This is a genomic window from Bacillus sp. CZDM1, assembly GCF_055502545.1.
Genome location: NZ_JBUESO010000004.1, coordinates 306453 through 333176, shown reverse-complemented (window position 1 = coordinate 333176; position 26724 = coordinate 306453). Strand labels below are relative to the sequence as shown.

Annotated in this window: 27 protein-coding genes, 1 pseudogene and 1 riboswitch; of the genes and pseudogenes, 17 read left to right on the top strand and 11 right to left on the bottom strand. The window is 37.3% G+C overall.

Annotation, left to right across the window (positions count from 1 at the left end):
- Positions 1-18 precede the first annotated feature (18 nt).
- Positions 19-1041 (bottom strand): M42 family metallopeptidase, encoded by a 1023-nt coding sequence (locus ACY3XC_RS11885; RefSeq protein WP_464868868.1) that lies wholly within the window; start codon positions 1039-1041, stop codon positions 19-21.
- 224 nt (positions 1042-1265) lie between these two features.
- On the opposite strand from ACY3XC_RS11885, the gene ACY3XC_RS11880 reads away from it, so the two are divergent.
- Entirely contained in the window at positions 1266-1577 is a 312-nt protein-coding gene (locus ACY3XC_RS11880) for a hypothetical protein (RefSeq protein ID WP_179158671.1), read from the top strand.
- A 32-nt stretch (positions 1578-1609) separates the two neighbouring features.
- Here ACY3XC_RS11880 and corA read toward each other — a convergent pair whose 3' ends face one another.
- A complete protein-coding gene (corA, locus tag ACY3XC_RS11875) occupies positions 1610-2560 on the bottom strand; it encodes a magnesium/cobalt transporter CorA (protein ID WP_464868719.1) in 951 nt (316 codons plus the stop codon).
- A gap of 130 nt (positions 2561-2690) precedes the next feature.
- Positions 2691-3869, bottom strand: a complete 1179-nt coding sequence (locus ACY3XC_RS11870) for a TIGR04053 family radical SAM/SPASM domain-containing protein (protein ID WP_464868718.1) — start codon at positions 3867-3869, stop codon at positions 2691-2693.
- A 345-nt stretch (positions 3870-4214) separates the two neighbouring features.
- On the opposite strand from ACY3XC_RS11870, the gene ACY3XC_RS11865 reads away from it, so the two are divergent.
- Positions 4215-4844: a TVP38/TMEM64 family protein gene (locus tag ACY3XC_RS11865; RefSeq protein ID WP_464868717.1), complete on the top strand. Its 630-nt coding sequence runs from the start codon at positions 4215-4217 to the stop codon at positions 4842-4844.
- On the opposite strand, the gene ACY3XC_RS11860 is transcribed toward ACY3XC_RS11865, so the two are convergent.
- On the bottom strand, positions 4841-5188 hold the full coding sequence (locus ACY3XC_RS11860) for a hypothetical protein (RefSeq protein WP_179158667.1): 348 nt from the start codon (positions 5186-5188) through the stop codon (positions 4841-4843). The genes ACY3XC_RS11865 and ACY3XC_RS11860 overlap by 4 nt on opposite strands.
- 116 nt (positions 5189-5304) lie before the next feature.
- Between ACY3XC_RS11860 and ACY3XC_RS11855 the strand changes: the two genes are divergently transcribed.
- The 3 genes from ACY3XC_RS11855 (at position 5305) to trhA (ending at position 7421) form a co-directional block, all read left to right on the top strand.
- Positions 5305-5748 carry a GNAT family N-acetyltransferase gene (locus tag ACY3XC_RS11855; protein ID WP_464868716.1) on the top strand — a complete coding sequence of 148 codons (444 nt, stop codon included), beginning with the start codon at positions 5305-5307 and terminating at the stop codon, positions 5746-5748.
- A gap of 66 nt (positions 5749-5814) precedes the next feature.
- A complete protein-coding gene (locus ACY3XC_RS11850) occupies positions 5815-6420 on the top strand; it encodes a LysE/ArgO family amino acid transporter (protein ID WP_464868715.1) in 606 nt (201 codons plus the stop codon).
- Positions 6421-6773: 353 nt separating this feature from the next.
- Positions 6774-7421, top strand: coding sequence for a PAQR family membrane homeostasis protein TrhA (gene trhA / locus ACY3XC_RS11845; protein WP_464868714.1), 648 nt, complete (start codon positions 6774-6776; stop codon positions 7419-7421).
- Between the two features lie 49 nt (positions 7422-7470).
- Here the strand turns inward: trhA and ACY3XC_RS11840 are convergent, their stop codons facing one another.
- Positions 7471-9540, bottom strand: a complete 2070-nt coding sequence (locus ACY3XC_RS11840) for a peptidoglycan D,D-transpeptidase FtsI family protein (RefSeq protein ID WP_464868713.1) — start codon at positions 9538-9540, stop codon at positions 7471-7473.
- Between the two features lie 436 nt (positions 9541-9976).
- On the opposite strand from ACY3XC_RS11840, the gene ACY3XC_RS11835 reads away from it, so the two are divergent.
- The 3 genes from ACY3XC_RS11835 to ACY3XC_RS11825 all read left to right on the top strand — a co-directional run bounded on the left by ACY3XC_RS11835 (position 9977) and on the right by ACY3XC_RS11825 (position 12644).
- On the top strand, positions 9977-10765 hold the full coding sequence (locus ACY3XC_RS11835) for a TerC family protein (protein ID WP_464868712.1): 789 nt from the start codon (positions 9977-9979) through the stop codon (positions 10763-10765).
- A gap of 164 nt (positions 10766-10929) precedes the next feature.
- The gene (locus ACY3XC_RS11830; RefSeq protein WP_464868711.1) at positions 10930-12249 is read left to right on the top strand and encodes a hemolysin family protein; all 1320 of its coding nucleotides are present in this window, start codon (positions 10930-10932) and stop codon (positions 12247-12249) included.
- A 131-nt stretch (positions 12250-12380) separates the two neighbouring features.
- Complete coding sequence (locus tag ACY3XC_RS11825) at positions 12381-12644, top strand: hypothetical protein (RefSeq protein WP_179158660.1); 264 nt, start codon at positions 12381-12383, stop codon at positions 12642-12644.
- A 15-nt stretch (positions 12645-12659) separates the two neighbouring features.
- On the opposite strand, the gene qoxD is transcribed toward ACY3XC_RS11825, so the two are convergent.
- Genes qoxD through qoxA form a run of 4 tightly spaced genes read right to left on the bottom strand, consistent with a single transcriptional unit; the run spans position 12660 to position 16444 of the window.
- Positions 12660-12941 (bottom strand): cytochrome aa3 quinol oxidase subunit IV, encoded by a 282-nt coding sequence (qoxD, locus tag ACY3XC_RS11820; RefSeq protein ID WP_464868710.1) that lies wholly within the window; start codon positions 12939-12941, stop codon positions 12660-12662.
- 1 nt (position 12942) lies between these two features.
- Entirely contained in the window at positions 12943-13539 is a 597-nt protein-coding gene (qoxC, locus tag ACY3XC_RS11815) for a cytochrome aa3 quinol oxidase subunit III (protein WP_464868709.1), read from the bottom strand.
- Positions 13540-13542: 3 nt separating this feature from the next.
- Positions 13543-15486, bottom strand: a complete 1944-nt coding sequence (gene qoxB, locus ACY3XC_RS11810) for a cytochrome aa3 quinol oxidase subunit I (RefSeq protein WP_464868708.1) — start codon at positions 15484-15486, stop codon at positions 13543-13545.
- Between the two features lie 40 nt (positions 15487-15526).
- Positions 15527-16444: a cytochrome aa3 quinol oxidase subunit II gene (gene qoxA, locus ACY3XC_RS11805; RefSeq protein WP_179158656.1), complete on the bottom strand. Its 918-nt coding sequence runs from the start codon at positions 16442-16444 to the stop codon at positions 15527-15529.
- Positions 16445-16772: 328 nt separating this feature from the next.
- On the opposite strand from qoxA, the gene ACY3XC_RS11800 reads away from it, so the two are divergent.
- From ACY3XC_RS11800 to ACY3XC_RS11785, 4 genes are all read left to right on the top strand, one after another.
- Positions 16773-17078, top strand: coding sequence for an iron-sulfur cluster assembly accessory protein (locus ACY3XC_RS11800; RefSeq protein WP_179158655.1), 306 nt, complete (start codon positions 16773-16775; stop codon positions 17076-17078).
- A 114-nt stretch (positions 17079-17192) separates the two neighbouring features.
- Positions 17193-18908: an ABC transporter ATP-binding protein gene (locus tag ACY3XC_RS11795; RefSeq protein WP_464868707.1), complete on the top strand. Its 1716-nt coding sequence runs from the start codon at positions 17193-17195 to the stop codon at positions 18906-18908.
- A gap of 100 nt (positions 18909-19008) precedes the next feature.
- Positions 19009-19758, top strand: a complete 750-nt coding sequence (locus ACY3XC_RS11790) for a Cof-type HAD-IIB family hydrolase (RefSeq protein ID WP_464868706.1) — start codon at positions 19009-19011, stop codon at positions 19756-19758.
- Positions 19759-19951: 193 nt separating this feature from the next.
- Positions 19952-20152 (top strand): cold-shock protein, encoded by a 201-nt coding sequence (locus tag ACY3XC_RS11785; protein ID WP_095248754.1) that lies wholly within the window; start codon positions 19952-19954, stop codon positions 20150-20152.
- A 201-nt stretch (positions 20153-20353) separates the two neighbouring features.
- Here ACY3XC_RS11785 and ACY3XC_RS11780 read toward each other — a convergent pair whose 3' ends face one another.
- Together ACY3XC_RS11780 and ACY3XC_RS11775 are read right to left on the bottom strand one after the other, a co-directional pair.
- The gene (locus ACY3XC_RS11780) at positions 20354-20560 is read right to left on the bottom strand and encodes a YwbE family protein (protein ID WP_464868705.1); all 207 of its coding nucleotides are present in this window, start codon (positions 20558-20560) and stop codon (positions 20354-20356) included.
- On the bottom strand, positions 20560-20763 hold the full coding sequence (locus ACY3XC_RS11775) for a hypothetical protein (RefSeq protein ID WP_179158651.1): 204 nt from the start codon (positions 20761-20763) through the stop codon (positions 20560-20562). The genes ACY3XC_RS11780 and ACY3XC_RS11775 overlap by 1 nt, the downstream gene beginning before the upstream one ends.
- A 152-nt stretch (positions 20764-20915) precedes the next feature.
- Here ACY3XC_RS11775 and ACY3XC_RS11770 point away from each other — a divergent pair.
- The 5 genes and pseudogenes from ACY3XC_RS11770 (at position 20916) to ribB (ending at position 26718) form a co-directional block, all read left to right on the top strand.
- Positions 20916-23071 (top strand): annotated as a pseudogene (locus ACY3XC_RS11770) (CapA family protein).
- A gap of 4 nt (positions 23072-23075) precedes the next feature.
- Complete coding sequence (locus ACY3XC_RS11765; RefSeq protein WP_464868704.1) at positions 23076-23924, top strand: SDR family oxidoreductase; 849 nt, start codon at positions 23076-23078, stop codon at positions 23922-23924.
- Positions 23925-24030: 106 nt separating this feature from the next.
- Positions 24031-24504: a GyrI-like domain-containing protein gene (locus ACY3XC_RS11760; RefSeq protein WP_464868703.1), complete on the top strand. Its 474-nt coding sequence runs from the start codon at positions 24031-24033 to the stop codon at positions 24502-24504.
- Positions 24505-24591: 87 nt separating this feature from the next.
- Positions 24592-24738: riboswitch (FMN riboswitch) on the top strand.
- A 152-nt stretch (positions 24739-24890) separates the two neighbouring features.
- On the top strand, positions 24891-25550 hold the full coding sequence (gene ribE, locus ACY3XC_RS11755) for a riboflavin synthase (RefSeq protein ID WP_464868702.1): 660 nt from the start codon (positions 24891-24893) through the stop codon (positions 25548-25550).
- Positions 25551-25587: 37 nt separating this feature from the next.
- Positions 25588-26718, top strand: coding sequence for a 3,4-dihydroxy-2-butanone-4-phosphate synthase (gene ribB, locus ACY3XC_RS11750; protein WP_464868701.1), 1131 nt, complete (start codon positions 25588-25590; stop codon positions 26716-26718).
- The last annotated feature ends 6 nt before the right edge of the window (positions 26719-26724 follow it).

The following is a 26724-nucleotide window of genomic DNA, read 5'->3' as shown; positions in this document are numbered from 1 at the left end:
GAACCTCCTTTTAAAATATTAAAAAACTAGATTAGATTGTACGTAATGTAATAAAAGCTTTGCTGTATTTTCAATCGATGATTCGTGTGTTCGTTCAAAAGCATGGGAGGAATCGATTCCAGGACCTATTAACCCGTGTACGATGTCATGCCCAGCGCGAATGGCTGCTGAGGCATCCGAGCCATAGAAGGGATAGATATCGAGTTTGTACTCAATATTGTTTTCTTCAGCAAGTCGTATTAAATTCTTGCGAAGTTCGTAATGATAGGGTCCACTTGCATCCTTTACACAAATAGAAACTGTGTATTCATCGGTTGATTGTCCATCGCCCATAGCCCCCATATCAACGGCCAAGTACTCGACGGTTTCAGGTGTGATATTGGAATTACCACCATATCCGATTTCTTCATTGTTCGAGATTAAGAAATGGGTGGTGTACGGCAGCTGTATGTTTTCAGTTTTTACTTGCTTAATTAACTGAAGTAGTATGGCTACACTTGCTTTATCATCTAAATGACGCGATTTAATAAATCCGCTTGGAGTTACTTCTACCCGCGGATCAAAGGAAACGAAATCGCCAACTTCAATTCCTAGTGCTCTAATATCCTCTGCATTATGTACTTTTTCGTCAATCCTGATTTCCATATTATCTTGGTTGCGCTCAGCTTTTCCAGCGTCCTTGTATACATGGACAGAGGTTTGATGCATAAGAATGGTTCCCGTTATTTTTTTTCCGCTGCTGGTTTCGATTTGGCAATATTCACCTTCAATCGAGTTATACTTAAAGCCGCCAATCAAGTCGATTTTCAGTCTTCCGTTAGACTTAATTTCCTTTACCATAGCCCCCAGAGTATCTACGTGTGCCGTAAGCATACGATGCTGCCTAGAATCCTTTCCTTCTATAGTGGCAATAAGACCACCTTTACGGTTTCTTCTAGTTTCAACTTTTAATTCTGCCAGGTAATTTTCAACATAGGAAATGACTTCATTGGTATTCCCTGATGGACTTGGTATCGATACTAAATCCACCAATAATTTCATTGTTTCCTCTGTATTCTTGTTTGTCAAAGCTAAATCCCCCTTCGAAATTACACTCTTTCCTATTATAACATTGTATAGAAAAATCAATCGAATTCAAAATTCGGCAACTTTTTCGTGTTCCTTGCATAGTTTAGGAAGTGTGGATTTAATTAAAAATGGGATAAATAAGTATAAAAGGAATAATTTAGAATTATAAAATAACTTATCGTTTATGGGGGAGAAAAATGACCAGATTCGAACTATATCACCAAAAAACGAAGCAATTTTCCTGGAAGGGACCATTTTTTTTCATTTTAATGTGTATGATATTGAGCGTGGGTTTTTTCGTGTTTCGGTATTATTATCTAAGTACAATAAAAATTGAATCACCTGAAGAAAATCTTGGTTCCCAAGTTGTCATCCATCTTCCAGATGGAAAAGAGGTTTTTACCTATGAAAATTATATTTTCGAAAAGGATGGAAGAACTTACTATAAGGGTGAGCGGAATACCATTGATTTAACAGGGGGTACGGTTACGTACGAAAATTGGGAATAACAGAAAAAAGACTAAGCGGCCTAGTCTTTTTTTTATTTGAACCATCCCTTCTTTTTAAACCACAGAGACATTCCTAACACTACTAAAAACATTAAGAATAAAGTGGAAAAATAACCATATTTCCATGTTAATTCAGGCATGTAGTGAAAGTTCATCCCATATATTCCCGCGATAAAGGTAAGAGGCATAAAAAGGGTAGTAATAACAGTAAGGACCTTCATGACATGGTTTGTTTGATGTGAATTTAAAGAAATATAGCTGTCTCGGATGTCAGACGCTAATTCTCGATTCGCTTCAACCATTTCGGTAAGTTTTAAAAGATGATCATGAATGTCAGAGAAATACTCCATTTTTATCTGCATTTTGGTCATCCGTTGTGAATTAATAATTCGATATACCAAATCTCTCATTGGTGTAACGGTATGTCTTAAAGCTAAAAGCTGGTGTCTTGTATCGAAAAGATCCTCTAATAGGGCCTCCATTGATCTCCCCTTAGAATTCTCATCTAATTCATTTAATGTATCCTCCACTTGATAGACAAGCGGAAAATAATTATCCACCATTTTGTCTAAGACATGGTATAACACTTGTGATGGATTCCACTTTCTAGCCTTTGATGAAAGAGATAATCTGTCCCATACTTCATCAATCTCAGGTGATGGATTATGGTGAAAGGTAACAATATAATTTTCTGCAAGGAAGAAATCAATTTCTTCTTTTGTTAAGGTGAGTGCATTTAGAGCTTGTGTAACAAAAAAAGTATTATCCTCATAGTAGTCTAGCTTTGGTCGCTGCAGTGTAAAGATACAATCCTCGATTGCTAGTGGGTGAAAGTGAAGGGGTTCATTTAGAACCTCAATTTCACTTTGAGATGGCTGCCCAAAATCAATCCAATACCATAAATAATTACCTTGGACTAACTCAGTGGGGCTCAAATCATGAATCAATTGATAATTTTCGTTAACGGCAATGGTTTTTAACATATTTAACACCTTATTCATTCTTCAGAATTTAAAAATGATCTACATGTATAATCATAACGATAAAAGGTGATATTTTCAAAACAGGATTAGTGGAATAATAAAGGCATTCCAATGGAATGCCTATAGTTGCTTATACAGTTTGTTCTGATTTTTTTCTCATTGCTTGAGGGATATAAACGCAGAAAGGTTCACTTTCCATATAGTCTCCTGTAACCGCATAGGTTCTTGAACGAGATCCGCCACAAATTTTGTTGTATTCACATACTCCGCATTTGCCCTTATAGTTGTCTGGCTGTCTAAGATCTTTAAATACTTTTGCTTCACGATAAATTTCGGCTAACGGCGTTTCACGGATATTTCCGCCGACAATAGGCAGCAAGCCGCTTGGCATGACATCTCCAATATGGTTAACAAAGACAAAGCCATTTCCGTCATTTACACCTTTTGGTGCACGTTTTAAACCATCGTGCATCGAAGCAAAATCAGTGGTGATAGAGTCTTCGTAGCGAATTTCACCTTTTTCAATAACATGGTCACGTGCTTTTTCTTGTAAAACAACTCGACGGTAATGCTGTGCAGCAGTTGTTTTAATGTCGTAAGGAGCTGTTTTACTTAGCTGGTACAACCAACGGAATACTTTTTCATGCTCTGCAGGTGTGATACACGCATCTATTTGACCTCGTCCGGTTGGAACGAGTAAGAAAATATACCACATAACGGCGCCAAGCTCTTCAATTAGTTTAGACATTTCTTCAAGATGGTCGTAATTGTAACGAGAGATAACAGTATTTATTTGTAAAGGCATTTTTAATTCATTTAAGTATTTTATTTTTTCAAGTGTCAGGTCAAAGGAACCAGGTACTCCGCGGAATTTATCGTGAATTTCAGCAGTCGGTGCGTCAAGGCTAAAGCCCCAGCGGGAAAGGCCGACATCTTTAGCACGTTCCATTCTTTCTTTCGTAACATTTGGGGTTGCGCTTGGTGTCATCGAAACACGCATGCCTTTCTTAACCGCATAATCTGCAAGCTCAAAAAGGTCCTCTCTCATCATACAATCTCCGCCTGAGAAAACGAGCATTGGATTGTCCATTTCATAAATTTGATCAATTAAATTAATTCCTTCTTCATGCGTTAATTCACGAGAATCTGGAGTTAACTGGGCATCAGCTCGGCAGTGTACACACTTTAACTCACATGCGCGCGTTACTTCCCAAATTACAATAAAGGGGTTTACATCATAATCAATGCCCTTGCTTACTCCGTGTGGATGTCCCATTGCGTGTGGGTGTCCTTTTCCTATTGCTTGCATTGTCATCACCAAGATTCATTAAATTTTTTAAGAACAATTAAAATCATTAAAAATGTTTCTATGTGTTTATTATAGGTCTCTCTTTTCGTTGTGCATGAAAGGATTGTTACAATATTTCATAAGGTTTGTTACAATATTTCTACATTCCTTTTTCTAAAAACTATCAAACTACTACTATTTATTGTATTTTTAATAGATATTGTGATCGGAAATCCTTGATGGATAAGGGTTGATCTAACGATAGAGGTCTTTTTTTGTTCAAAAAATCTGAATATTTATGGTTTATGTAAAGGGCATTTACCTTTATACTTAACTATGAAGAGTAAATTAGATTAGGAGAAATTGATGGTTAAAAGAATCCTAAGCCTATCATTATTATTGATTGTCATTGCAATTGGTTTTTTTCAAAAAGATGAACTGCTTACAATAATGAAGGCAGGCGGAGTACTTTCTATTTTCATTAGCATGCTGTTTGTTGCCATATGCGTCTTTTTTCCTGTCATTCCTTTTCCTGTCCTAGCTGGTCTTATTGGCGGAGTATTTGGAGCCACTCAAGGAGTGATCGTTTCCTTAACGGGAGCAATGGCTGGAACAATAGGTTTCTTCTATTTAAGCAGGTACGGTTTCCGGGATTATGCACAATCTAAGTTAAAGAATTATCCGAAAGCTCAGGAATATGAGAAGTTTCTTGATAGAAATTCCTTTGTTGCTATCCTAACCTGCCGACTGATTCCAATCATCCCAGCGCCTGTTGTCAACATTATTTGTGGTTTAAGTAACGTGAATTGGCTGATATTTTTTGCCGCTTCAACGATAGGGAAAATACCAAACATATTGATTTTATCCTATGCGGGTGCTTCTTTTAGCAGCAATAAGTTATTTTCTTTTGTTTTATATGGGTGTTATATTCTCATTATTTTCATTATTAACTTTTTCATAATTTATCGTAAAATGGCTAAAGGATCATTGGACTAAACAATGTATTTTACTGGGAGGTCTTTTTCTTCAATTGTAATGACTTCTTTAAAGAAGCTTTTTAAAATGAACCATCGTGCTGGATACGAATTAATAAAATCTTCCATCACGAAAGGAGAGTACTGAACCAAACAATCAAGATAGTTTTTATGCTTTTTTAGATCATGTAACAGCGCGTGTGGAATCGTGTAGTAGTCATAAAGTTGGTATGGATTTAACTTAACGACTTCGATTTTATGCTGTTGAATGTAAGGTAATATAGATTGTTCTTGGAGTTTAAAGCTTTCTTCCTTCGAAAGCCCATTTAATCTTATCCTATCATTAATAAAATAGATTCCCTTCATGCCATGACACCTCTTTCTTCTAGTGTTTGGTATTGTTATTGACAGGCAAGGAAGGAAGTATACTTCAGATACAACAAGATAGTAGTTTATCCCTAATTTATGGAAGGTGATGGAAGATGTCTAGTTGGGAAAAGGCTGGTTTTACTATTAGTACAGATAAGCAATATCTTGATACTGATGTGATTCACCATTTTTTAAGTGTTGATTCTTACTGGGCCAAAGGTATTACGATTGAAAAAGTAAAGAAATCGATAGAGAAATCCTCGATTTGCTTTGGAATGTATGAGGGAGATCCTGCAAAAGGGGATGCAACGCAAATTGGTTTTGTCCGGGCGGTAACTGATTTTGTAAGATTCGCTTGGATTATGGATGTATTTGTCCTTCCTGAATATAGGGGAAGAGGCTTATCGAAATGGATGGTGGAAACGATGGTGGAGCAATCCGAACTAAAAGATGTTCGGAAAATGATGTTATGTACTTTCGACGCTCATGGTCTTTATGAACAATACGGTTTTCAGACACTCGATGACCCAGAGATATTTATGCAAAGAAAAATATAATATCGTCAAAAAGGCTGTCTGCTCATTTAGTAGACAGCCAGTATTATTATGTTTAGGAGAGACAGGATGATAAGTGCTGCAATTCATGGATTTATTTTAGCCTTCGGACTAATTTTACCTTTAGGGGTACAAAATGTCTTTGTATTTAATCAGGGTGCCTTACAGCCAAAATGGACTAATGCATTACCAGTGGTTTTAACAGCTGCACTTTGTGATACACTCTTAATTTCGTTGGCTGTTTTAGGAATTTCCGCAGTTGTCTTAGAAATCAGCTTTTTAAAAATAGCATTGAGTGTAATTGGGATTGCTTTTTTATTATATATGGGCTATGTAACATGGAAAAGTAAACCTAGTACAGAGGAGAATAGTGGTCAACTATTTACAGCGCAAAAACAAATTACCTTTGCTGCGTCTGTTTCATTGTTAAATCCACATGCCATAATGGATACAATTGGAGTAATCGGAACAAGTTCAATAGCGTACACAGGAATAGAAAAGGCAGTCTTTACTATGGTATGTATTTTCGTTTCTTGGTTATGGTTTTTTGGATTATCCGTCGTTGGCAGATTGGTAGGAAAACTTGATCAAACGGGCCAATTCATTAACACGTTAAACAAAATATCTGCTGTAATCATGTGGGGAACAGTGGTATACCTAGTGTTTTCGTTTTAAAAAAATTTACCCGGCAAATTGCCGGGTATGGGTAAAGAATCTATAAAATAAAGGGGGGAGGATTGCCTGTTACTGAACCTGTAATTTATCTTAACGAAAAAATATGAACAAACTATGAATGAATAATTAATAGATTGGTAAATCTGTGGAGGGGAATATAATGAAAGACTTCCATTTCTGCGCCACCTGCAGGCATTTTAAAGCGGAAAGAAAATCAGATCGTATGATTTATTACTGCAGTCGTTTAGGGTTTGAAACCAAAACTAATTATAAATTTAACTGTTGGAGTCCAAAAAAGAGCATAATAGACTTAATGAAGAAATTGAAGAAGAGTTAAAAAGGAGCTTTGAGAAATGGCAAACACACATGTATTTTCACGGAAAGAGGAAGTTGCCAATTCGATTACGCACGGAATTGGTGCCATGCTTAGTATTGCTGCTTTGGTCATATTAATTGTCTTTTCCACACTCTACGGAACGGCATGGCACATTGTTAGTTTTACGATTTATGGAGCCTCCATGTTCATTTTGTATATGTCATCAACATTGGTACATAGTTTTCCTGAAGGTAAAGCAAAAGACATATTTGAAATTTTCGACCATTCCTCTATCTACTTTTATATTGCTGGAACTTATACACCATTTCTGCTCATTGTAATTAGAGGTCCTTTAGGCTGGTCACTGTTCGGTATCGTTTGGGGACTCGCAATTGCCGGGACGGTATTCAAGTGTTTTTTTACAAAAAAATACTTATTTACATCCACCATTCTTTACGTTGTCATGGGGTGGATGATGGTTTTCGTGTGGAATCCACTAGCGGCCAAGCTTCCCTCCGAAGGGATGACATTATTAATGATTGGCGGTCTTCTTTATACCTTTGGTGCCATTTTTTATGTATGGCGCGGGTTCCGCTACCACCACGCAATCTGGCACCTCTTTGTAATCGCAGCAACTGTGCTTCACTTTTTCTGCGTATTGTTTTATGTATTACCAATTAAATAGTGAATTGAAAAAGGCGTCTGGTTAAAAAATACCAGACGCCTTTTTCTAATTAATTGTTCTTCATGGAAAAGTAAGTATCCATCACTCTCCGCCCGATAAGAAAGTTTGCTCCATTATCGGTGGTTCCTTGGTAGGCCCAAGGGACAATCACAGCCATTGCCACTTCAGGATTAGCGCTCGGTGCATAAGTAACTAAGCTTAAATTCATAACCGGAGGAGGCTCCTTACCGAAATTAGCACGTAATGGTCCATCATAAAATGCTTCCGCCGTACCAGTTTTTCCTGCAGGAGAGTAGGGGACACCGGTAAAACGTTTATATGCTGTTCCCCCTGGCTCCTGGAATACTTTTTTGAAGCCTAATTGGACCCGGTCAATCCATGCAGGTTCAGCATCGATCGTATTAAGGACAGTTGGTTTAATTTCTAGAAAAACAGGACCAATTTCATCTGTATGATTATCGATAGGCTCTCGTATTTCCTTTACAATATGTGGTTTCATCCTTTTTCCGCCATTTGCAATGGTTGAAATATATTGTGCTAACTGCATTGGAGAATACGTATCATATTGTCCAATTACTAAGTCCATTATATGACCAGGGAGCCGGCTTGGCCCTTTTAGTCCACTAGATTCATTTGGCAGATCGATACCTGTTCTAGAACCAAGTCCAAAGCTTGCAAAAGAATTTCGGATGATGTCAACCGTATTTGGAGCAAGGCTTAAAGGCTGTTCAAATTGGTAATTTCCTTTACCAATTCTAATGGCAGTATGGAACATATAAACGTTTGACGATAATTTTAACGCATCGACATCATTCAGTGTACCTAAATAGGAATAAGACTTTTTCAGTGGAGTGTCCTTGATTTTAATTCCTGTGTCATTTATTCGAGTGCCTGGTTTAATAACACCTTGTTTAAAACCAGTTAAAACCGTTGCACCCTTCACAGCAGAACCTACATTGTAGGTAGTCGTAATGGTACCTAGTGCATCGTCCTGCATTTCTAATTTTCCGGTCTCAGGATTTTTCACTATTCTTTTTCCTGCCATTGTTAAAACGGCCCCATTATTCGGATCCATTAACACGACATACGCGCGATCCAAGAGAGAGGTATTAGGCGTATTTTTCAATCCCCAGAGCTCTTCTTCAATGATTTTTTCTACAGCTTTTTGTAAAACCATATCGACGGTAAGGACGAGGTCCTTGCCTCTTTTTCCATCCGAAACCACTTCGGTTTCAATGACATTCCCTTGCTTATCTGTTATCGTTTTAACCTTTGATTTGTGTCCATGGAGTACATCTTCGTATTGCAGTTCAAGCTGGCTTTTTCCTACTCTGTCATTACGGTTGTACCCTAATGATAAGAAATGATCTAGTCGGTCTGCAGGCAGACCTTCCTCGGTTTTGGTTACGTTCCCCAGGATTGATTTTAATGTTTGATCAAAGGCATAGGACCTATCCCAGTCTGTTGTGGTGTCAACTCCTGGAAGGGATTGTAGATTTTCACTCACAATCGCAAATTCCTCCGGTGTGACATCTTCATTTTTGACAATTTGCGGGGTGAATTTATAACCGCTCGAAAATTCAAGATAGATGGACCAGACTTCTAGCTCCTCTGGCGTTAATTGACTTATTTCATTTTCGGTGATTCTTTCGATCTTTAATTTATATAAATCATTATCTTTTAATTTTTTTGCTCTAAATAAATCTAATTCTTTTTTAGTAATTTTTGCATCCGCTTTTTCCGGATTTTTGAGGATCCAAAGATCCCTTTTTTCCCGTTGCGTCATTTTATCAAAATTCTTAACAATTAATTTTGCTAAGTTTTCAGCGGTATCCAGCATCTCTTTCTGGCTGGCTCCCATGTTTGTGTATGTAATCGCGCGTTTTGGAACATTGTCAACGATGACTCGGTAATTACTGTCAAACATTTTCCCCCGAGGTACAGGGTTGTTGATCGTAATATCTTCTTTTCTTTCCAACTCACGTTTAAAATTTTCCCCGTATACGATTTGAACAAATCCCAGGCGCAAAATTAGGATGGAAAATAACAAAAAAACACTGAAAAATAGCAGATTGAGGCGGATTGGAAAATGAGATTTCTTTTTTTTCTTTTTCTCCAAATTTTTTCACATCCTTGATACATTTTGGTTAGTATGTCCTCATAAGAGAATTGGTAATTATTTATTATTTTACGATTATATTTGAAGAAATGTAAAGGATTTCCTATTAGTTCTGGAGTATATGGCAATAGCTAAATTTTGGTATTGACGATTTGTCGGTTCTATCATATAGTATTAGTAATAAAATATTTCCTTTTTAAAGGGGAGTAGCTGGACAATAAAGTCGTCATTCCGAGAAGTAATTTTCTCCGGCTTTATTGGCAACGTGACGTTGTTAGCAAGACCTTTACTGCACAAACGGTAAAGGTCTTTTTGTATTTTTGTGGCCTTTACCAGGGTAAAAGCGAATTGCAGCTTTTGCCCAGGGTAAAGGCTTTTTTATTGCAGCGAAAGGGATATTTTAGAAAAAAACTTACTTACTTAGGAGGACTTATTGATGGACTTTTCTCTATTGCTGGAATATGGATGGGTATTGTTGGTGTTAGTAGCACTGGAAGGATTATTAGCAGCAGACAATGCCTTAGTACTTGCAATCATGGTTAAAAACCTTCCTGAAGAAGATCGAAAGAAAGCTTTGTTTTATGGTTTAGCTGGTGCGTTTGTGTTCCGATTTGTTTCATTATTTGTTATTTCTTTCCTAGTGGATGTATGGCAGGTTCAAGCAATCGGAGCCCTTTATCTGTTATTTATGGCGATTAATCATATTGTCCGTAAAGTAGCTATTAATGGAAAAGCAGAAAATAAACTGGAAGAGAAACCTGCTAAGCAAAGTGGATTTTGGGCAACTGTCTTTAAGGTAGAATTAGCAGATATTGCCTTTGCGGTCGATTCCATCTTAGCTGCAGTAGCACTTGCAGTTGTGCTGCCAGAAACGCCGCTTCCTAATATCGGGGGTCTAGATGGTGGAAAGTTCTTAGTTATTTTTGCTGGTGGGATTATTGGTCTAGTGATTATGCGTTTTGCTGCTAATCAATTTGTTAAGCTGTTAGAAAGAAGACCTGGATTAGAAATTGCAGCATTCGGTATTGTTGGCTGGGTAGGTGTAAAGCTTGCCGTGTACACACTTTCACATCCGTCGCTTGCGGTATTAAGTGAAGAATTTGCCCATTCAACCGAATGGAAACTAACGTTTTACGCAGTGTTAGTGGGAATTGCTGCAGCAGGCTGGTTCTTATCAAAGGATCAAGTTGTAGAAAAAGCGAAATTAGATACAAAAGCCTCATAATTTACTATCAATAAAGGAAAACTTATAATACTAAGATTTGAAAGGAAGCTGCATTCAATCGATTGCAGCTTTCTTTCAGTAAAAAGAGCTGATTATGGGTATGAATAAACGTATACATACATTTATTATGGAGGTGTAAGCCTTACACCATGTAAGGTCAGCGATTGACAATCATAAATCTTCTTTTAATTGCAATATTAATCGCGTTAACTGGGTTTTTTGTTGCAACAGAATTTGCTATCGTGAAAGTAAGGGGATCGAGAATTGAACAATTAATTGTAGAAGGCAGAAAAGGGGCAGAAGCTGCCAAACATGTGACTACCCACTTGGATGAATATTTATCAGCCTGCCAGCTTGGTATAACTGTTACAGCATTAGGCCTCGGCTGGCTGGGAGAACCCACGGTTGAGAGCTTATTGTTTCCATTATTTAAGCGGCTGGAATTAAATGAGGCAGTATCCCATATTTTATCGTTTGGTTTGGCATTTGCTTCTGTTACATTTTTGCATGTTGTAATTGGAGAGTTAGCTCCTAAAACAGTAGCGATCCAAAGAGCGGAACAAATTACTCTTGCGACATCTAAACCTTTGATTTGGTTTTATAAACTTATGTACCCATTCATTTGGGTATTAAATAACTCAGCTCGAGTACTTGTTGGCTGGTTTGGGTTCAAATCGGTCTCTGAAAATGAATTAGGACTTTCAGAGGAGGAATTGCGGATACTGCTGTCAGAAAGCTATGAAAGCGGCGAGATTAACAAAAGCGAACTGGAGTACGTGAACAATATATTTGAGTTTGATGAAAGAATTGCAAAAGAGATCATGGTTCCTAGGACAGAAATGGTTACCTTGAATATGAATGATAGTGTTGAAACCGTTAGGGAAGTCATAAAGAGAGAAAAATATACACGTTACCCTGTTGTAGTTGATGGGGATAAGGATAATATATTAGGACTTATAAATATAAAAGAAATTTTAACGGAAGAGATTAAAAAAGAAGAAATCCTAAAGGATACTACCTTACAACCTATGTTAAAACCAGTTATTCGCGTCATTGAATCGATTCCCATTCATGACTTACTGGTGAAAATGCAAAAAGAACGTTCACATATGGCCATTCTCCTTGATGAATATGGCGGGACTTCGGGATTGGTAACCGTTGAGGATATTTTAGAAGAAATTGTTGGTGAAATCCGTGATGAATACGATACTGATGAAGTCGCGGAAATTAGGAAACTCGGTCCAGATCATTATTGTTTCAATGCAAAAGTATTGGTTAATGAAGTGAATGATCTTTTAGGGACCAATTTATCAGATGATGAAATGGATACGATAGGCGGCTGGTTTCTGACACGGAATTTTGATGCTAAAAAGGGTGACGAGATTGAAGAGGAAGGGGTCATCTTCACCGTTAAGGAAATTGAAGGACATCATATTTTATTAATAGAAGCGAAGAAGGTTTTTACAGCAGAAGAAAAAAACTAAACAAGTAATTCCGCCTAATTGGGGAATTGCTTGTTTTGCTATGTCAAGAATAGAGTATCGATTCTTAAAAAAAGTTTGACAATTTTGTGAACGCGGTCAATAATTAATATATAGAAAGGGGATACGTTGTTATGAAAAGTAGAGAGAAATTCCTTAATGCTGTAACGTATGTCGGCCTAACTGTTCTAACTATGGGTATTTTGGCTTTTATTGCCGGAATATTTGTAACCGGTTACAACATTTTGGTTCCAATTGGAATTGGAACATCAGTTGGTGCCGTATTTATTTTTCTGATTGGTGTGTTTTTAGTCGTAACAGATGAAATGTTAGAAAAATCATATATAGGGACGAAAGTAGGTCCAGTTAAATCAAAAAAAGGAGCACCTATTCAATAGGTACTCCTTTTTCAATTACATATCCCAAAGCATCGCGAGTAACGTTCCAAACACTGTTACAAGTGCTATGATCAAACCGTAAAATACATTTGTGTAAATTGCACCTTTATCCTTTGTTTCCCCAGCATGCATAAAAACAACTAGTTGAAGTCCTGCTTGGATGAATGCTGTAACAAGTAAGGTTGTCATTCCTGCTGCAAACGACATATCTAAGAAATATACCGCAAGTGCTACGGTTGTAAGGAGTAAAGAAAATACAAAACCAAGTACTTGCTTCATCGGAAATAATTGGCTCATATTACATCATTCCTTTCAAATAGATGAAGCTGAAGATGAAAATCCAAACAACATCTAGGAAATGCCAATAAAGTGAGAAGATAAATGCTTTATTGGTTGTTTGTGGAGTTAATCCACGTTTTTTAATCTGCAGGATAATAAATAATCCCCAGAAAAATCCAAGTGTAACGTGTGCTCCATGTGTTCCAAGTGTGGTTAACAGGGCAGCTGTAAATGCGCTGGTTTGTAATCCTGCACCTTCATGTACATAGGTAACAAACTCAAAAATCTCCACTCCTAAAAAGGCAAGACCAAGAAGAAGTGTAAGGGAGAAGAAGGTAATCATCGCTTTTTGTTTCCCGATACGCATCGCATGAATCCCAAGTCCAACAGTAAAACTACTAGTTAATAGAAGGATTGTTTCAAATAAAACAGGAGTAATTTGGAAAATCTCTTCACCAGTTGGTCCGCTTCCCGTTCTATTCTCTAAAGTGAAATAGGTAGCGAAAAGGGTAGCGAAAAGCATAATTTCGGCACCAAGGAAGATCCAAAATCCTAAGATTTTTAAACTGTTTTCTTCGGTACTATATTCTAATGGAAGCGAGTTATCTATTTTCATTTTTTAAGCACCTCGCAAATTTGTTTCTGTTTCTTCAATTTCTTTAACAGAGATATAACGGCCATGGTCTTGCTCAAATGACCTTAGAGCCATACATCCGAAAATTCCTAGAGTAGTAACGATGACAGGAATCCACAGACTGAATATAAAGGAGAATCCCCATACAAAGAAGATACAGCTCATAATAAATGGGATACCGCTATTATTTGGCATATGAATTTTCTCGTATTCACCTTTAAATAGTACATGACCATTTTTCTTAGCATCCCATAATGCCTCATTGGACCGTACATCTGGTAAAATAGCAAAATTATATTCTGGTACTGGTGTATGTGTAGACCACTCTAGTGTACGCGCATCCCAAGGATCATTACTAATATCTCTTGATTCATAACGAGTACTATAGTAGATATTGTAAACAATTAACACAAAACTAATGGCCATTATCGCCGCGCCAACAAAAGAAATCATATTCATTGGTCCAAATCCAGCAGATTCTGAATATGTGTACATCCTGCGTGCCTGGCCATCTAAACCTGAAATATACATCGGCATGAAAGCCAATATAAAGCCAATAGACATTAACCATGCCGTCCATTTTCCAATTCTCTCATTTAGCATGAAGCCAAACATCTTTGGCCAGTAATAATGCAGCCCAGCAAGCATTGCATAGACAACACCAGGAATAATAACGTTATGGAAATGAGCGACTAAGAACATCGTATTATGATATTGATAGTCTGCTGCAGACATTGCTAGCATGACTCCGGTTACTCCGCCAAGTGTAAAAAGCGGAATGAAAAGCATGCTATAAAGCATTGGCGTAGTAAAAACGATTTTTCCTTTTCTTAGCGTAAACAGCCAGTTAAAAATCTTCACACCTGTTGGAACGGCAATTGCCATTGTCGTAATCGAGAAGATACTATTTGTTAAGGCACCTTGCCCCATGGTAAAGAAATGGTGCGCCCATACTAAGAAGGATAGAAGAGAGATAATAACCATCGAACCAACCATTGATGTATAGCCGTATAGGTTACGACGTGCAAAGGTGGAGATGATCTCACTATAAATACCGAAAGCCGGCAGGATTAAGATATATACTTCAGGGTGTCCCCAAACCCAGAAAATGTTGGCCCAAAGCATATCCATACCGCCATTATCCATGGTAAAGAAATGTGTTCCAAATTGACGATCCAAGGTTCCCATTGCAAGTAACACAGCTAATACTGGAAAAGCAAAAACGATAATTACGTTCGCAATTAAAGCGGACCAAGTAAACATTGGCATTTTCATTAATGTCATCCCAGGCGCTCTCATTTTGAGAATGGTAGTGATGAAGTTTATTCCTGTCATTAATGTACCAATACCTGCAATTTGAATCGCAATCATATAATAATTGGTACCGACAGATTCACTAAATTCGTTGCCTGCAAGCGGGAAGTAAGATGTCCAGCCTGCGTCAGGTGAACCTCCGACAACGAATGAAATGTTGAATAACATCGCACCCATAAAGAATAGCCAGAAGCTTAATGCGTTCAAGCGTGGGAATGCCACATCACGTGCTCCGATTTGTAGTGGAACAACAAAGTTCATAAAGAACATGATGAATGGCATTGCCATAAAGAGGATCATTACGATCCCGTGTGTGGTGAAAATTTCATTATAATGCTGTGCGTCAAGCAGTGTATTTTCTGGTACAGCCAGCTGAGCACGCATCATGATGGCATCAACCCCGCCTCGGAATAGCATGAGGAGGGCAGATAGCAAATACATAATACCAATTCGTTTGTGGTCAACAGTTGTTAACCATTCACGCCATAGGTAACCCCATTTTTTAAAATAAGTTATCCCGGCAATAACAGCAATAAGTGTAAGGCCAATTGCAGCCATCGATGCATAAATCGCAATACTAGGATGTGGAACGGCAAATCGATTAAAGAAATCCATTTATTATATCTCCTTTCAACGGAAGATTACTTTTTTATTATTAATGACTCATACCTTCATGCCCGGTATGGGAATCTGTTTGAGATTCTGTTTCAGGTGTTTCTGCTGATTCATCGTTATGATTATGGCCAGATGGCGGCGGTGAAAATTCTAGGTGAGTCCCAGTGTATGTTTGTTGCCCTAGATGACCTGGTTCTAACAATTCCTCGAATTTCTTCTCTGTTATCGGCTTAGCTGTTTCTTTTACTTCTTTTACCCAATCGTCAAAATCTTCTTGAGACATTGCAGTGACATTGAATGTATTTTCAGCAAATCCTTTACCTGAGAAGTTGGCGTTTCGTCCCATAAATTCACCAGGGACATCGGCTGCTAAATGCAAGGTAGTGACATGGTCATTCATCGCGTATTTTTGTCCGCCTAACTGTGGTATCCAAAAACTTGTAATCGGACCGTGAGAATAAAGTTTAAATTCAAGAGCTCTGTCTGTTGGAATATATAAGTAATTGACGGTTTCAATTCCTTCTTCTGGATAACTAAAATGCCATTTCCAGTTTGAGGATGAAGCATAGACGACTAATGGCTCTTTATCTTCATATCCTTTTGGTGTTGCCTCAACGATATAATTACTTTGAACAGATACGTAAGATAGATAAGCAACGATTAATACTGGAATACCTACCATAATAACCTCAACCCAAAGGTTTCCTTCGATATGAGGAGGTTCATAATCTGCTCTTTGTTTAGAAGCTCGGTATTTTACTAGCATGTAGACTAATAATGCAAAAACGACAATGACAATCACAGACATGATTCCTATTGATAATAGGATGTCACTAGCCTGCCTTTCGGCTTGAGGACCTTTGGGATCCAAGACAAGTAATGGCTCACATCCAGTTAATAGTGTGATAATTGTAAGAATCACTGAATATAAAGCCCCTTTTGTACCCTTTTTGTGCATGTGTTTTTCTCCTCTCATTTATTAGAATGGTGGTTGTACGTGAATTTGTTCACAAACTTGTTTAGGAATTTACCTTTTTTTAATGAGATTAATTACTAACTAATAATAATTTTATAATTAGTGTCATTATTTCCTACTACAATATTAACAACATCGCTGTGATGTTTATATACGTTTTTCAAATAATTTGTGACAAATTTGTTAAGGTTTTAATTTCCTTTATTAGATATTCAGTGGGAATATCTTCAGTTTAAGCGATAAATAATTGTCTAAATTTAGATATTAATGGGATAATGTATATGAATACATAGGAATAGGAGAGACATATATGAAAGTCAAAATCAATCGCCATGCAGCGAAAGCATTGAAAAAAATGTTGGAGGGGGAAGAAGCAGAAGGGAAATTGTTCCGTGTGTATGTAACCAATATGCATGGTGACCATGCCCATTATGATTTAATGCTCGATACCCCAACAGAGCATGATGAAGTGGTTAAAACAGATAAGGACATTGATTTAATCCTCGATACGCGAGATGAATATCTAGATGGTGTATGGATTCAAATGTTCCATGTTCCAAAAGAAGAATGGCTGATTACCAATCCATCAAAAGGCGGACATCATCACCATCATTAAATATAGAAAGAATAAATGAATTCCACCTGAAGTTATTACAGGTGGTTTTTTTGATTGTAATTTTCAAAATATTTTCATATAATCCAATTACCCCAACTAAAAAGGAGATCTGCGATGATTCGACGTTTCTTTTCTTATTACAAACCGCATAAAAAGCTGTTTATCCTTGATTTTAGCAGTGCTGTTGTTGTTGCGGTTTTAGAGTTAGCTTTTCCATTAGCAGTATCTTGGTTTATTGATGAATTGCTGCCGGGGGGAGATTGGCAAACCATTGTGACAGTTAGTATTGCGCTGTTGATGGTTTATGTACTTAGTACCTTTTTGCAGTTTGTGGTGAATTATTGGGGTCATAAGCTTGGGATTAATATTGAAACAGACATGAGGCAAGAACTTTTTGAGCATGTGCAAAAACAGTCTTTCCGCTTTTTTGACAATACCAAAACAGGGCATATTATGAGTAGAATAACCAACGACCTATTTGACCTCGGTGAACTTGCCCACCATGGACCTGAGGATGTTTTCATTGCCGTGATGACTTTTATCGGTGCTTTCTGGATTATGCTGACGATTAATGTGAAATTAGCACTTGTCGCTGTAATGATTTTACCTTTGTTAGCATTATTAGTTGTAGTCTGTAATCTAAAGATGAATAAGGCTTGGAGTCATATGTACACAAGCATTGCAGATGTAAATGCGAGAGTGGAAGATAGTGTGTCAGGAAGCCGTGTGGTTCAATCCTTTACAAATGAAGATTTTGAGATTGCAAGATTTCGAAAAAATAATCATAAATACCGAAATGCAAAACTAGTAGGATATCGCGTGATGTCTTTCAGTTTATCCGGTATTTATATGATGACCAGGTTAATTACCATTATTGTACTTGTTTATGGTGCATGGCTTAGCTTTACAGGGCAGCTTTCATATGGGGAGCTTGTCGGATTTGTACTTTACATAAATGTTCTTTTTAAACCAATTGATAAAATTAGTGCGATTATGGAATTGTATCCAAAAGGAATGGCTGGATTTAAACGTTTTATGGAAATTATCGACTCTGAGCCAGAAGTAAAGGATACGGATGATGCCATTGAAGTAGCTTCACTTAATGGTGATATTATCTTTAATGATGTTTCTTTTAGTTATGACCAACAAAAGTCAGTACTTGAAGGTATCAACCTAAACATTACTGCAGGTGAGACTATTGCGTTTGTTGGACCATCGGGAGCAGGTAAAACCACGATTTGTTCTTTGATCCCTAGGTTTTATGATGTGAGCAATGGCTGCATTATGATTGATGGATTCGATATTCGTAATATGACAAAAAAATCACTTCGCTCTCAAATCGGAATTGTTCAACAAGATGTCTTTCTTTTTACGGGGACTATACGAGAAAATATCGCATATGGGAAGCGGAATGCAACAGATGTGGAAATATTTGAGGCTGCAAAACGTGCGTATCTCGAGAAATTTATTCAATCACTGCCTGATGGGTATGAAACGGAAATTGGTGAAAGGGGATTAAAGCTATCCGGCGGTCAAAAGCAAAGATTAGCGATTGCCAGGATGTTTTTGAAAAATCCACCTATATTAATTTTAGATGAAGCAACCTCTGCACTCGATACTGAAACGGAAATGGTCATCCAAGAAGCTTTAAACGAACTTGCAAAAAATCGAACAACGCTGATTATTGCTCATAGACTTGCTACCATTCGGAATGCTGACCGGATTATTGTCGTGACGGAAGAAGGAATTGCTGAAGAAGGCGGTCATGACGAGTTAATTGAACAAGGCGGTATTTTTGCGAATCTTCACCGTGTCCAATACCAACGATAACTTTTTTTGGAAAATCTCTACGAAGTACGTGGGGATTTTTCCTATTTTGTGAGAAAATGGATAGTCTATTAAGGTAATGGTTTTAAAGGAGTGATTACGAATGGAAAATTATAAAAGTGATAACGAGATAAAATTAATTGCACTTGATATGGATGGTACACTGCTAAATGATGAACACGAGATCTCTGAGGCGAACCGACTCGCCATTTCGGAAGCACAGGAAAAAGGTATTTATGTAGTCCTCAGTACTGGCAGATCTCTAAGAAAATGTGAAAAACATGCGGATTCACTTGCGTTGTCCTCTTATTTAGTAACAGTAAACGGCAGTGAAATCTGGGACGATAAAAGAGGTCTAGTGGAGAGAAATCTTTTGAAAACAGATGCCATTCAATGGATGGTAGAGCTTACTCAAAAGCATAAGATAAGATTTTGGGCGATTAACACAAATCGAAACTGGTTTGATGAAATGCCGGAGGATATTCATGCTGAGGAATGGTTGAAATTTGGGTTTAACATAAAAGATGAACCAACAAGGGATATAATTCTAAAAGAGCTAGAAGCAAGAGGGGAGTTTGAATTAAGTAACTCGACTCCAACAAATATCGAAGTAAACCCAGTTGGGATTAATAAGGCAAAAGGACTGGCTTTAGTCTGTGAGCGCCTAGGAATACATATGAAGAATGTTATGGCCGTAGGTGATAGTCTTAATGATTTGGCGATGATTAAAGAGGCTGGCTTAGGTATTGCAATGGGAAATGCTCAGGAATTGGTAAAACAAGCAGCATCTTGGGTCACCACAACCAATAATGAAAATGGTGTCGCTGCAGCAATCCGAAAATGGGTGCTCTAGTACTATCATTTGCGGACACATAAACAATATACTGAATAGAAAATTTTATTTTCTTGAAATAAAATTTAATCTATTGAGAAATACTTATAACCAAGAGGATATTGTTTAAAAACAATTCCTCTTGGTTATAATAATCGGGCAAGACTATATTGCAATTTCATGTAATTGTTACATGCTAGGAGGAGCTACAAAGATGGAAAATGGTAAAGTAAAATGGTTTAACGGTGAAAAAGGCTTTGGATTTATCGAGCGTGACGGTGGAGACGATGTATTCGTTCATTTCTCTGCAATTCAAGGCGAAGGCTACAAAACGTTAGATGAAGGTCAAGAAGTAACGTTTGAAATCGAAAATGGACAACGTGGTCCACAAGCGGTTAACGTTCGTAAAGCATAATTAACCTTCTAAATCAAAAACAGACTCCAACGCGAGTCTGTTTTTTTATCGTTCTGGGCGGTCACTCATATAAAAGAGAGTCCCTATAGAATAAAAAAACCTCCACAAAAGGTGGAGGTTCAATATGTGATAAGTAAAATGGTTATTTATAGTATGGGGTTATTATAGAAAATTCATACCTAAGGATAGTTCAATTTACCATTAGGTGGACTTTGAATTCAATATTTCCTGCACTCTGCCAACTTGGCCATCCGTTAATCTCACTTTAATCCCATGGGGATGAGAGCTGGAATTTGTTAAAATATCCTTCACGACACCCCTTGTTAGTTTTCCGGTTCTTTGATCAGCCTTAAGTACAATATTAACCTCGATACCGGGAGTGATGTCTTTTCTATTTTGTCCGTTCATTAAACACCCATTTTTCTACGAGTATTACTCACTTTTTTAGTCTGTTGGCTTTTCATTTTTTGGCTGTTTTGCAGCCCGCCTTGGCTGTTATTCGCTGCTGCAGCCTTATTCTTCTTATTGGCTAGCTGCTGCTTCATAGCTTCCTGCAAACTCATTTTCTTTTTTGGTTCTTCATTTTGGTTTGTTTGATTGTTATCTGACATTAGAAAATCCTCCTGAAAATATGTACTAAGATACATACAGTATAATCTATTTTTAATAAAATTAACAAATTAATTAAAAAGGATAAAGTTACGGAATATTCACTTTCTTGTTATTTATTTTTTTACCTTAAATTTATTCTGTTAAATGATTATTGTTATTTTCTGATTATTTATTAAAATACTTTAAATTTCGACACCTTTTGCAGCTCCCTCATATTAAACTAATTCTAATCACTAGGGGGGAGAGGGGCATTGAAAAATCCTTTTTTATTTTTGATTATCCTTTTTATCATAGTTTCACAAAGTATGCATGGCCATGCACAGAACCGGATGATAATCTAATAGATTTGCAGATTGAGTTAGAAGAATACATAAAACCATGGCAAGATAAGATTACACTTCACTACCAAAATCTACTATCCGATGTATCCTATGAAATAAATAATGATAAGAAGATGCCTGCAGCAAGTACGATTAAACTTCCATTGGCACTATATGTATTGAAGCTCGCTGATCAAGGGGAAATCGATATTTCTGAAAAGCTAACTTATATGAGTCATCATTATTATGAAGGAAGCGGCATCATTCAAAATGATAAAATAGGGAGTAGCTATACCATTGAGGACCTTATCGAAAAAGCGATGGTCTATAGTGATAATATTGCTTTTATTATGCTAAAGGAACGAGTAGGGCAGAACAATTTTATTCAATTCATGAAAAGCCTTGGAGCTAAGTATACATACCCCGGAGGACAAAATGTTACTTCTGCAGGGGATTTAATTCTGTATGCAAAAGAAGTATACCAATTTTCTAAGGAAAGTAAATATGGAGAAAAACTGGTAACATACCTAGAAAATACAATCTATAATACTACAATCCCTCAAGGTATTCCTGGTAAGAATATTGCTCATAAGGTTGGGATGATTCCGAAAGACTTGATTTATAATGACGTCGCCATCGTTTACGATAAAGTACCCTTTGGATTAGCTGTCACGACTATGGGAATTGGATATGAAAAATCACAGGAGGTCATCGCAGGAATTGCTAACATTGTTAATAAGCATCATGAATTAATCGTAAAGGAATACCTAACAGTTGACGTACCCAAGAGCAAACTTGAAAGTATCTATATAAATGGAAATACAAAATCGGGAAACAATAGTGTTTTTTTAACGAAGGAGTTTTTTGTAAACTATATTAAACCTTGGAGTATCGATAATAAAGTAGAAAAAGTTACATACTATCACCGTCTTGTATCCCTAAAGCAAACTCTATCGGCTGATCCAATTAAGATAAAAGATTCATGGGAAGCAGCAGCAAAAAAAGCAGAAGAAGAACAATTTAAGAAATCAATTAGGATTACCTTTGCCGGCGATGCGATGATGGATTGGTCTGTAAAAGAAACGGTAAAACAAAAAGGTCCAGACTATCCCTTCATACATATTAAAAAGGAACTTTCCTCGAGTGACTTAAGTGTCGTAAATCTGGAAACAGCGATTACTACAGACGGAGTAAAGGTTCCAAAGGAATATAATTTCCGTTCAGATCCTATTTCCTTAACAGGATTAAAAATGCTGGGTTTCAGCTAGTAAGTTTGGCTAACAACCATTCCTTTGATTATGGTCAATCCGGGTTTACCGACACGCTTAGTAATCTGAAAATATACCAACTTGACTATATGGGTGGAGGGACAAACAAGGCAGAGGCTTATGGTGCTAAAACGTATACGATTAAAGGCAGAAGTATTAAATTGCTGGCATTCTCAAGAGTTCTTCCTGACTTTACCTGGTTGGCAACCGATACAAAGCCAGGCTTAGCAAATGGATATGATTTATCTTTAATTCAAAACACCATTGAAATAGAAAAGAAAGATGCAGATTTCCTTTTTGTCTATATCCACTGGGGTGTTGAAACCAAGCGTTCTCCTGAAGCTTTCCAACGTGAGTGGGCAAAAACGATGATTGATTCAGGGGCGGATGGGGTTATTGGCAGCCATCCTCATGTGCTTCAAGGCTTTGAATATTATAAAGGTAAACCGATTGCCTATTCATTAGGAAATTTCCTTTTTCCAAATTACATTAAAGGGGATAAAGCACAAACTGGAATCCTGCATCTAGATATCCAAAAGGACAATATTGAAATGTCTTTTGTACCGTTTAGAATTATTCAGGATCAAATCATTGTACAGACAGAGCAGGAAAAACAAGTTATTTGGAACGAGCTTCAAACCTTATCTTACGGGGAAGTTCAAATTAACAATGGAATCATTTCTGACTCAACAACGGTTGCAAAAGCAAAAGGGAGATAAAACTATGGAAAACAAAACAGCTATTGTAACCGGTACATCAAGCGGATTTGGCTTAAGTACTTCTGTAGAATTAGCACGAAAAGGATTCACTGTTATTGCTGCCATGAGAAACTGTAATAAAAGCAGTATGCTTTTGCAGGAGGCAAGGAAGCATGGAGTTGAATCTAAAATCATCGTTCATGAATTAGATGTTACATATGAAGAGTCAATCCAAGCCTTCAAATCGTGGATTAAAGAGGAGTTTGGGAGAGTAGACGTATTGATTAATAATGCTGGATATGCAGGCGCAGGGTTTGTGGAAGATGTATCAATGGATGAATATCGAAAACAATTTGAAACAAATGTTTTTGGAGTTTTCGCCGTTACCAAGGCCTTTTTGCCTTTAATGAGGATGCAAAAACAGGGGTGTATAATCAATATTAGCAGTATAAGCGGGAAAGTAGCTTTTCCTGGTCTTTCACCTTATGTTGCCTCGAAGTATGCCATCGAGGGCTGGAGTGAGAGTCTCCGCCTAGAAATGCAGCCATTTGGTGTGAAGGTCGTATTGATTGAACCTGGTTCCTACAAAACCAATATTTGGTCAACAGGAAAACAGGTTGCAGAAGAATCATTACTTTTACACTCTCCATATAAGGATTACATGCAAAGCATAGAAAGATATATTGCAGAAGGGGAAAACAGCTTTGGCAACCCCGAGGATGTGGCAAAAAAAATAGCTGAGATTGCAACATTGGAAAACCCGGGTATTAGGTACCCAATTGGCCGTGGAGTTAAAGCTGCTATCTTTTTGAAAAACTTTTTACCATGGAGACTTTGGGAAAAAACAATTATAAGTAAATTGTTTGTAAAATAGAGCAGATTAGTCCTTATGTATTCACGATGTTGTCGTTTTTAGGAAGGAATTTTAGGGGTAAGGTGAGAATAATAGATATATAAGCAACAAAAGAGGAGTGATAGGTATGGAGATTCAAGTACTTGAAAAAGAAGAAATAAAGGTAATTGGAATTTCTGGGAGTGGCACTTATTCCCAAATGGACAAGATACCGGAATTATTTAATGAAATGAAAGTACGGTTAGAAGAAGTACCCAATCAAACCAATGATGCAATCGTAATTGCGCCCTTTCATAGCAGAGAGACAGAATTCACCTATTATGTAACGACACCAGTTGAAAAGGTAGAAAATGTTCCTGATGGTATGGTTGGATTTACCATCCCTCGCAAAAATTATGTTTATTGTTCCTATAAAGGAAGTTTTAAAGAATTAGAAAATACATACCGGCAAATGTTAGTATGGATGCAAGATTATGGCTATGATTTAGACGATCATGCCTTGAGCTTAAAAGTTGTTAAAGAAAATGAATTTGATAGCGAAGGCAGCATGGGTTTCGAACTTTATCTTCCTGTAAAAAGCTATAAGGATACCTACAAATGACGTAATTTTTGGGAGAAGATTTTATCTTCTCTTTCTTTTTTTAGCATTTCTCCCAATTATTATGTATACTAATAGTAATCATATTGAATATTCCTTCGGGGTCAGGTGAAATTCCTAACCGGCGGTGATGAAGCATAGCTTCTTAGTCCGTGACCCGGTTAACGTAAAAGTTAAGCGGTGGATCTGGTGAAAATCCAGAGCCGACAGTTAAAGTCTGGATGGGAGAAGGAAAAAAATCCGGTTTTAACCAAGGGAGAAATCTGCCCTTTTTTAAGCCCTATTTTCTTATTGCCTTTTCCAAGGACCCTGAGGTGTTTCATCTCTTCAGGGTCTTTTTTTATTCATTTATGGGTATATGCAAAAAAAAAGGGAAGGAGAGTAAAACTATGTTTACCGGTATTATTGAAGAATTAGGAGTAGTGGCAAATATCCAGCGAACTGGAGAATCATTCGTTCTTACAATTGATGCAAAAAAAATTCTCAAGGATGTCCATCTTGGAGACAGTATCTCGGTAAACGGAGTATGTCTTACTGTCACTAGCTTTTCAGGCAATCAGTTTACAGTAGATGTCATGCCTGAAACCGTAAAAGCCTCCAGCTTACGATCACTCAAACGTGGTGCAAAAGTGAATCTCGAAAGAGCAATGGCTGCAGGGGGCAGGTTTGGAGGTCATTTCGTTTCAGGCCATATTGATGGAACGGGTGTAATTAAAAGTAAAAAACAGGTTGAAAATGCAATCTATTACGAAATCGAAGCCTCAACAGAAATATTAAGGTATGTAATCGAAAGAGGTTCAATTGCCGTAGACGGTACAAGCCTGACTGTATTTGGAGTCACAGATGAAACATTTACTTTATCACTCATCCCGCATACATTATCTGAAAGTATTATTGGTCTTAAGGAATCAGGTGATATTGTCAATTTAGAATGCGATATGATTGGAAAGTATGTTGGACATTTTTTAACAAACAGTCAAAATAATAGTAACAAAAAGAGTCCATCCGGAATTAGCGCGAGTTTTTTAGAAGAGAATGGTTTTGCTTAATTACATATCAACGGAACTTAGAAAGGGGAGAAAAGACGTGTTTGATAAGATTGAAGAAGCATTGATAGATCTGCAAAACGGCAAAGTCATCATTGTATGTGATGACGAGGATCGAGAAAATGAAGGTGATTTTATTTCCTTGGCTGAAAAAGCTACACCTGAGGTAATCAATCTAATGGCTACGCATGGAAGAGGATTAATCTGTGTTCCGATTGATGAGGAGTTAGCACAGAAATTAGAACTTTTCCCAATGGTAGCCGTAAATACAGACGTACATGGTACGGCGTTTACAGTTAGTATTGACCATAAATTTTCAACTACAGGGATATCAGCCTTTGAACGGTCGGCAACAGTATTAAGCATGCTTGATCCGGAATCAAAGCCTTCTGATTTCAAGCGTCCAGGACATATTTTTCCATTAGTGGCCAAAAAAGGCGGAGTCTTGAGGAGAACAGGACACACCGAAGCGGCCGTGGATTTAGCAAGACTATGCGGCTCTAAGCCTGCTGGTGTCATTTGTGAAATCATGAACGACGATGGCACAATGGCACGCGTTCCGGAGTTGCGTAAAATTGCCGATGAGCTTAATGTGAAGATGATTACCATAAAAGATTTGATTGAATACCGCAATAAAAAAGACAAACTAGTCAAACGCGAAATCGAAATCAATTTACCAACGGAATTTGGTGAATTTAAGGCTGCAGGGTATTCAAACGTAATTGATGGTAAAGAACATTTAGCATTAGTAAAAGGTGAAATAAATCCTGATCATCCTATCCTTGTTCGTGTGCATTCAGAGTGTTTAACAGGCGATGTTTTTGGTTCGTTCCAATGTCAGTGCAAACCACAGTTACATGTAGCATTATCACAAATTGAACAAGAAGGAAATGGTGTGCTCCTATATATACGTCAGGGAGGCCGTGGTTTACTAAATAAATTACGGGAGGATGGTCATAACACCTTAGACGAAAATGAAAAGAATGGTACTGGAGAAGAACTAAGGGAATTTGGAATCGGTGCCCAAATATTAAAGGATTTAGGGATTAGAAAAATGAAGTTGTTAACCAATAATCCGCGAAAAATCAAAGGCATTAAGGGCTATGATCTTGAAATCATTGAAACGGTTCCCTTGCAAATGGAAATACTAGATGAAAAGGTAAAAAAATAAAACATT

Bases quoted from the DNA above. Each gene is read 5' to 3' on its own strand.
- ACY3XC_RS11885 (WP_464868868.1), bottom strand. From the start codon at position 1,041: ATGAAATTATTGGTGGATTTAGTATCGATACCAAGTCCATCAGGGAAT.
- ACY3XC_RS11880 (WP_179158671.1), top strand. From the start codon at position 1,266: ATGACCAGATTCGAACTATATCACCAAAAAACGAAGCAATTTTCCTGG.
- corA (WP_464868719.1), bottom strand. From the start codon at position 2,560: ATGTTAAAAACCATTGCCGTTAACGAAAATTATCAATTGATTCATGAT.
- ACY3XC_RS11870 (WP_464868718.1), bottom strand. From the start codon at position 3,869: ATGCAAGCAATAGGAAAAGGACACCCACACGCAATGGGACATCCACAC.
- ACY3XC_RS11865 (WP_464868717.1), top strand. From the start codon at position 4,215: ATGGTTAAAAGAATCCTAAGCCTATCATTATTATTGATTGTCATTGCA.
- ACY3XC_RS11860 (WP_179158667.1), bottom strand. From the start codon at position 5,188: ATGAAGGGAATCTATTTTATTAATGATAGGATAAGATTAAATGGGCTT.
- ACY3XC_RS11855 (WP_464868716.1), top strand. From the start codon at position 5,305: ATGTCTAGTTGGGAAAAGGCTGGTTTTACTATTAGTACAGATAAGCAA.
- ACY3XC_RS11850 (WP_464868715.1), top strand. From the start codon at position 5,815: ATGATAAGTGCTGCAATTCATGGATTTATTTTAGCCTTCGGACTAATT.
- trhA (WP_464868714.1), top strand. From the start codon at position 6,774: ATGGCAAACACACATGTATTTTCACGGAAAGAGGAAGTTGCCAATTCG.
- ACY3XC_RS11835 (WP_464868712.1), top strand. From the start codon at position 9,977: ATGGACTTTTCTCTATTGCTGGAATATGGATGGGTATTGTTGGTGTTA.
- ACY3XC_RS11825 (WP_179158660.1), top strand. From the start codon at position 12,381: ATGAAAAGTAGAGAGAAATTCCTTAATGCTGTAACGTATGTCGGCCTA.
- qoxD (WP_464868710.1), bottom strand. From the start codon at position 12,941: ATGAGCCAATTATTTCCGATGAAGCAAGTACTTGGTTTTGTATTTTCT.
- qoxC (WP_464868709.1), bottom strand. From the start codon at position 13,539: ATGAAAATAGATAACTCGCTTCCATTAGAATATAGTACCGAAGAAAAC.
- qoxB (WP_464868708.1), bottom strand. From the start codon at position 15,486: ATGGATTTCTTTAATCGATTTGCCGTTCCACATCCTAGTATTGCGATT.
- qoxA (WP_179158656.1), bottom strand. From the start codon at position 16,444: ATGCACAAAAAGGGTACAAAAGGGGCTTTATATTCAGTGATTCTTACA.
- ACY3XC_RS11800 (WP_179158655.1), top strand. From the start codon at position 16,773: ATGAAAGTCAAAATCAATCGCCATGCAGCGAAAGCATTGAAAAAAATG.
- ACY3XC_RS11795 (WP_464868707.1), top strand. From the start codon at position 17,193: ATGATTCGACGTTTCTTTTCTTATTACAAACCGCATAAAAAGCTGTTT.
- ACY3XC_RS11790 (WP_464868706.1), top strand. From the start codon at position 19,009: ATGGAAAATTATAAAAGTGATAACGAGATAAAATTAATTGCACTTGAT.
- ACY3XC_RS11785 (WP_095248754.1), top strand. From the start codon at position 19,952: ATGGAAAATGGTAAAGTAAAATGGTTTAACGGTGAAAAAGGCTTTGGA.
- ACY3XC_RS11780 (WP_464868705.1), bottom strand. From the start codon at position 20,560: ATGAACGGACAAAATAGAAAAGACATCACTCCCGGTATCGAGGTTAAT.
- ACY3XC_RS11775 (WP_179158651.1), bottom strand. From the start codon at position 20,763: ATGTCAGATAACAATCAAACAAACCAAAATGAAGAACCAAAAAAGAAA.
- ACY3XC_RS11765 (WP_464868704.1), top strand. From the start codon at position 23,076: ATGGAAAACAAAACAGCTATTGTAACCGGTACATCAAGCGGATTTGGC.
- ACY3XC_RS11760 (WP_464868703.1), top strand. From the start codon at position 24,031: ATGGAGATTCAAGTACTTGAAAAAGAAGAAATAAAGGTAATTGGAATT.
- ribE (WP_464868702.1), top strand. From the start codon at position 24,891: ATGTTTACCGGTATTATTGAAGAATTAGGAGTAGTGGCAAATATCCAG.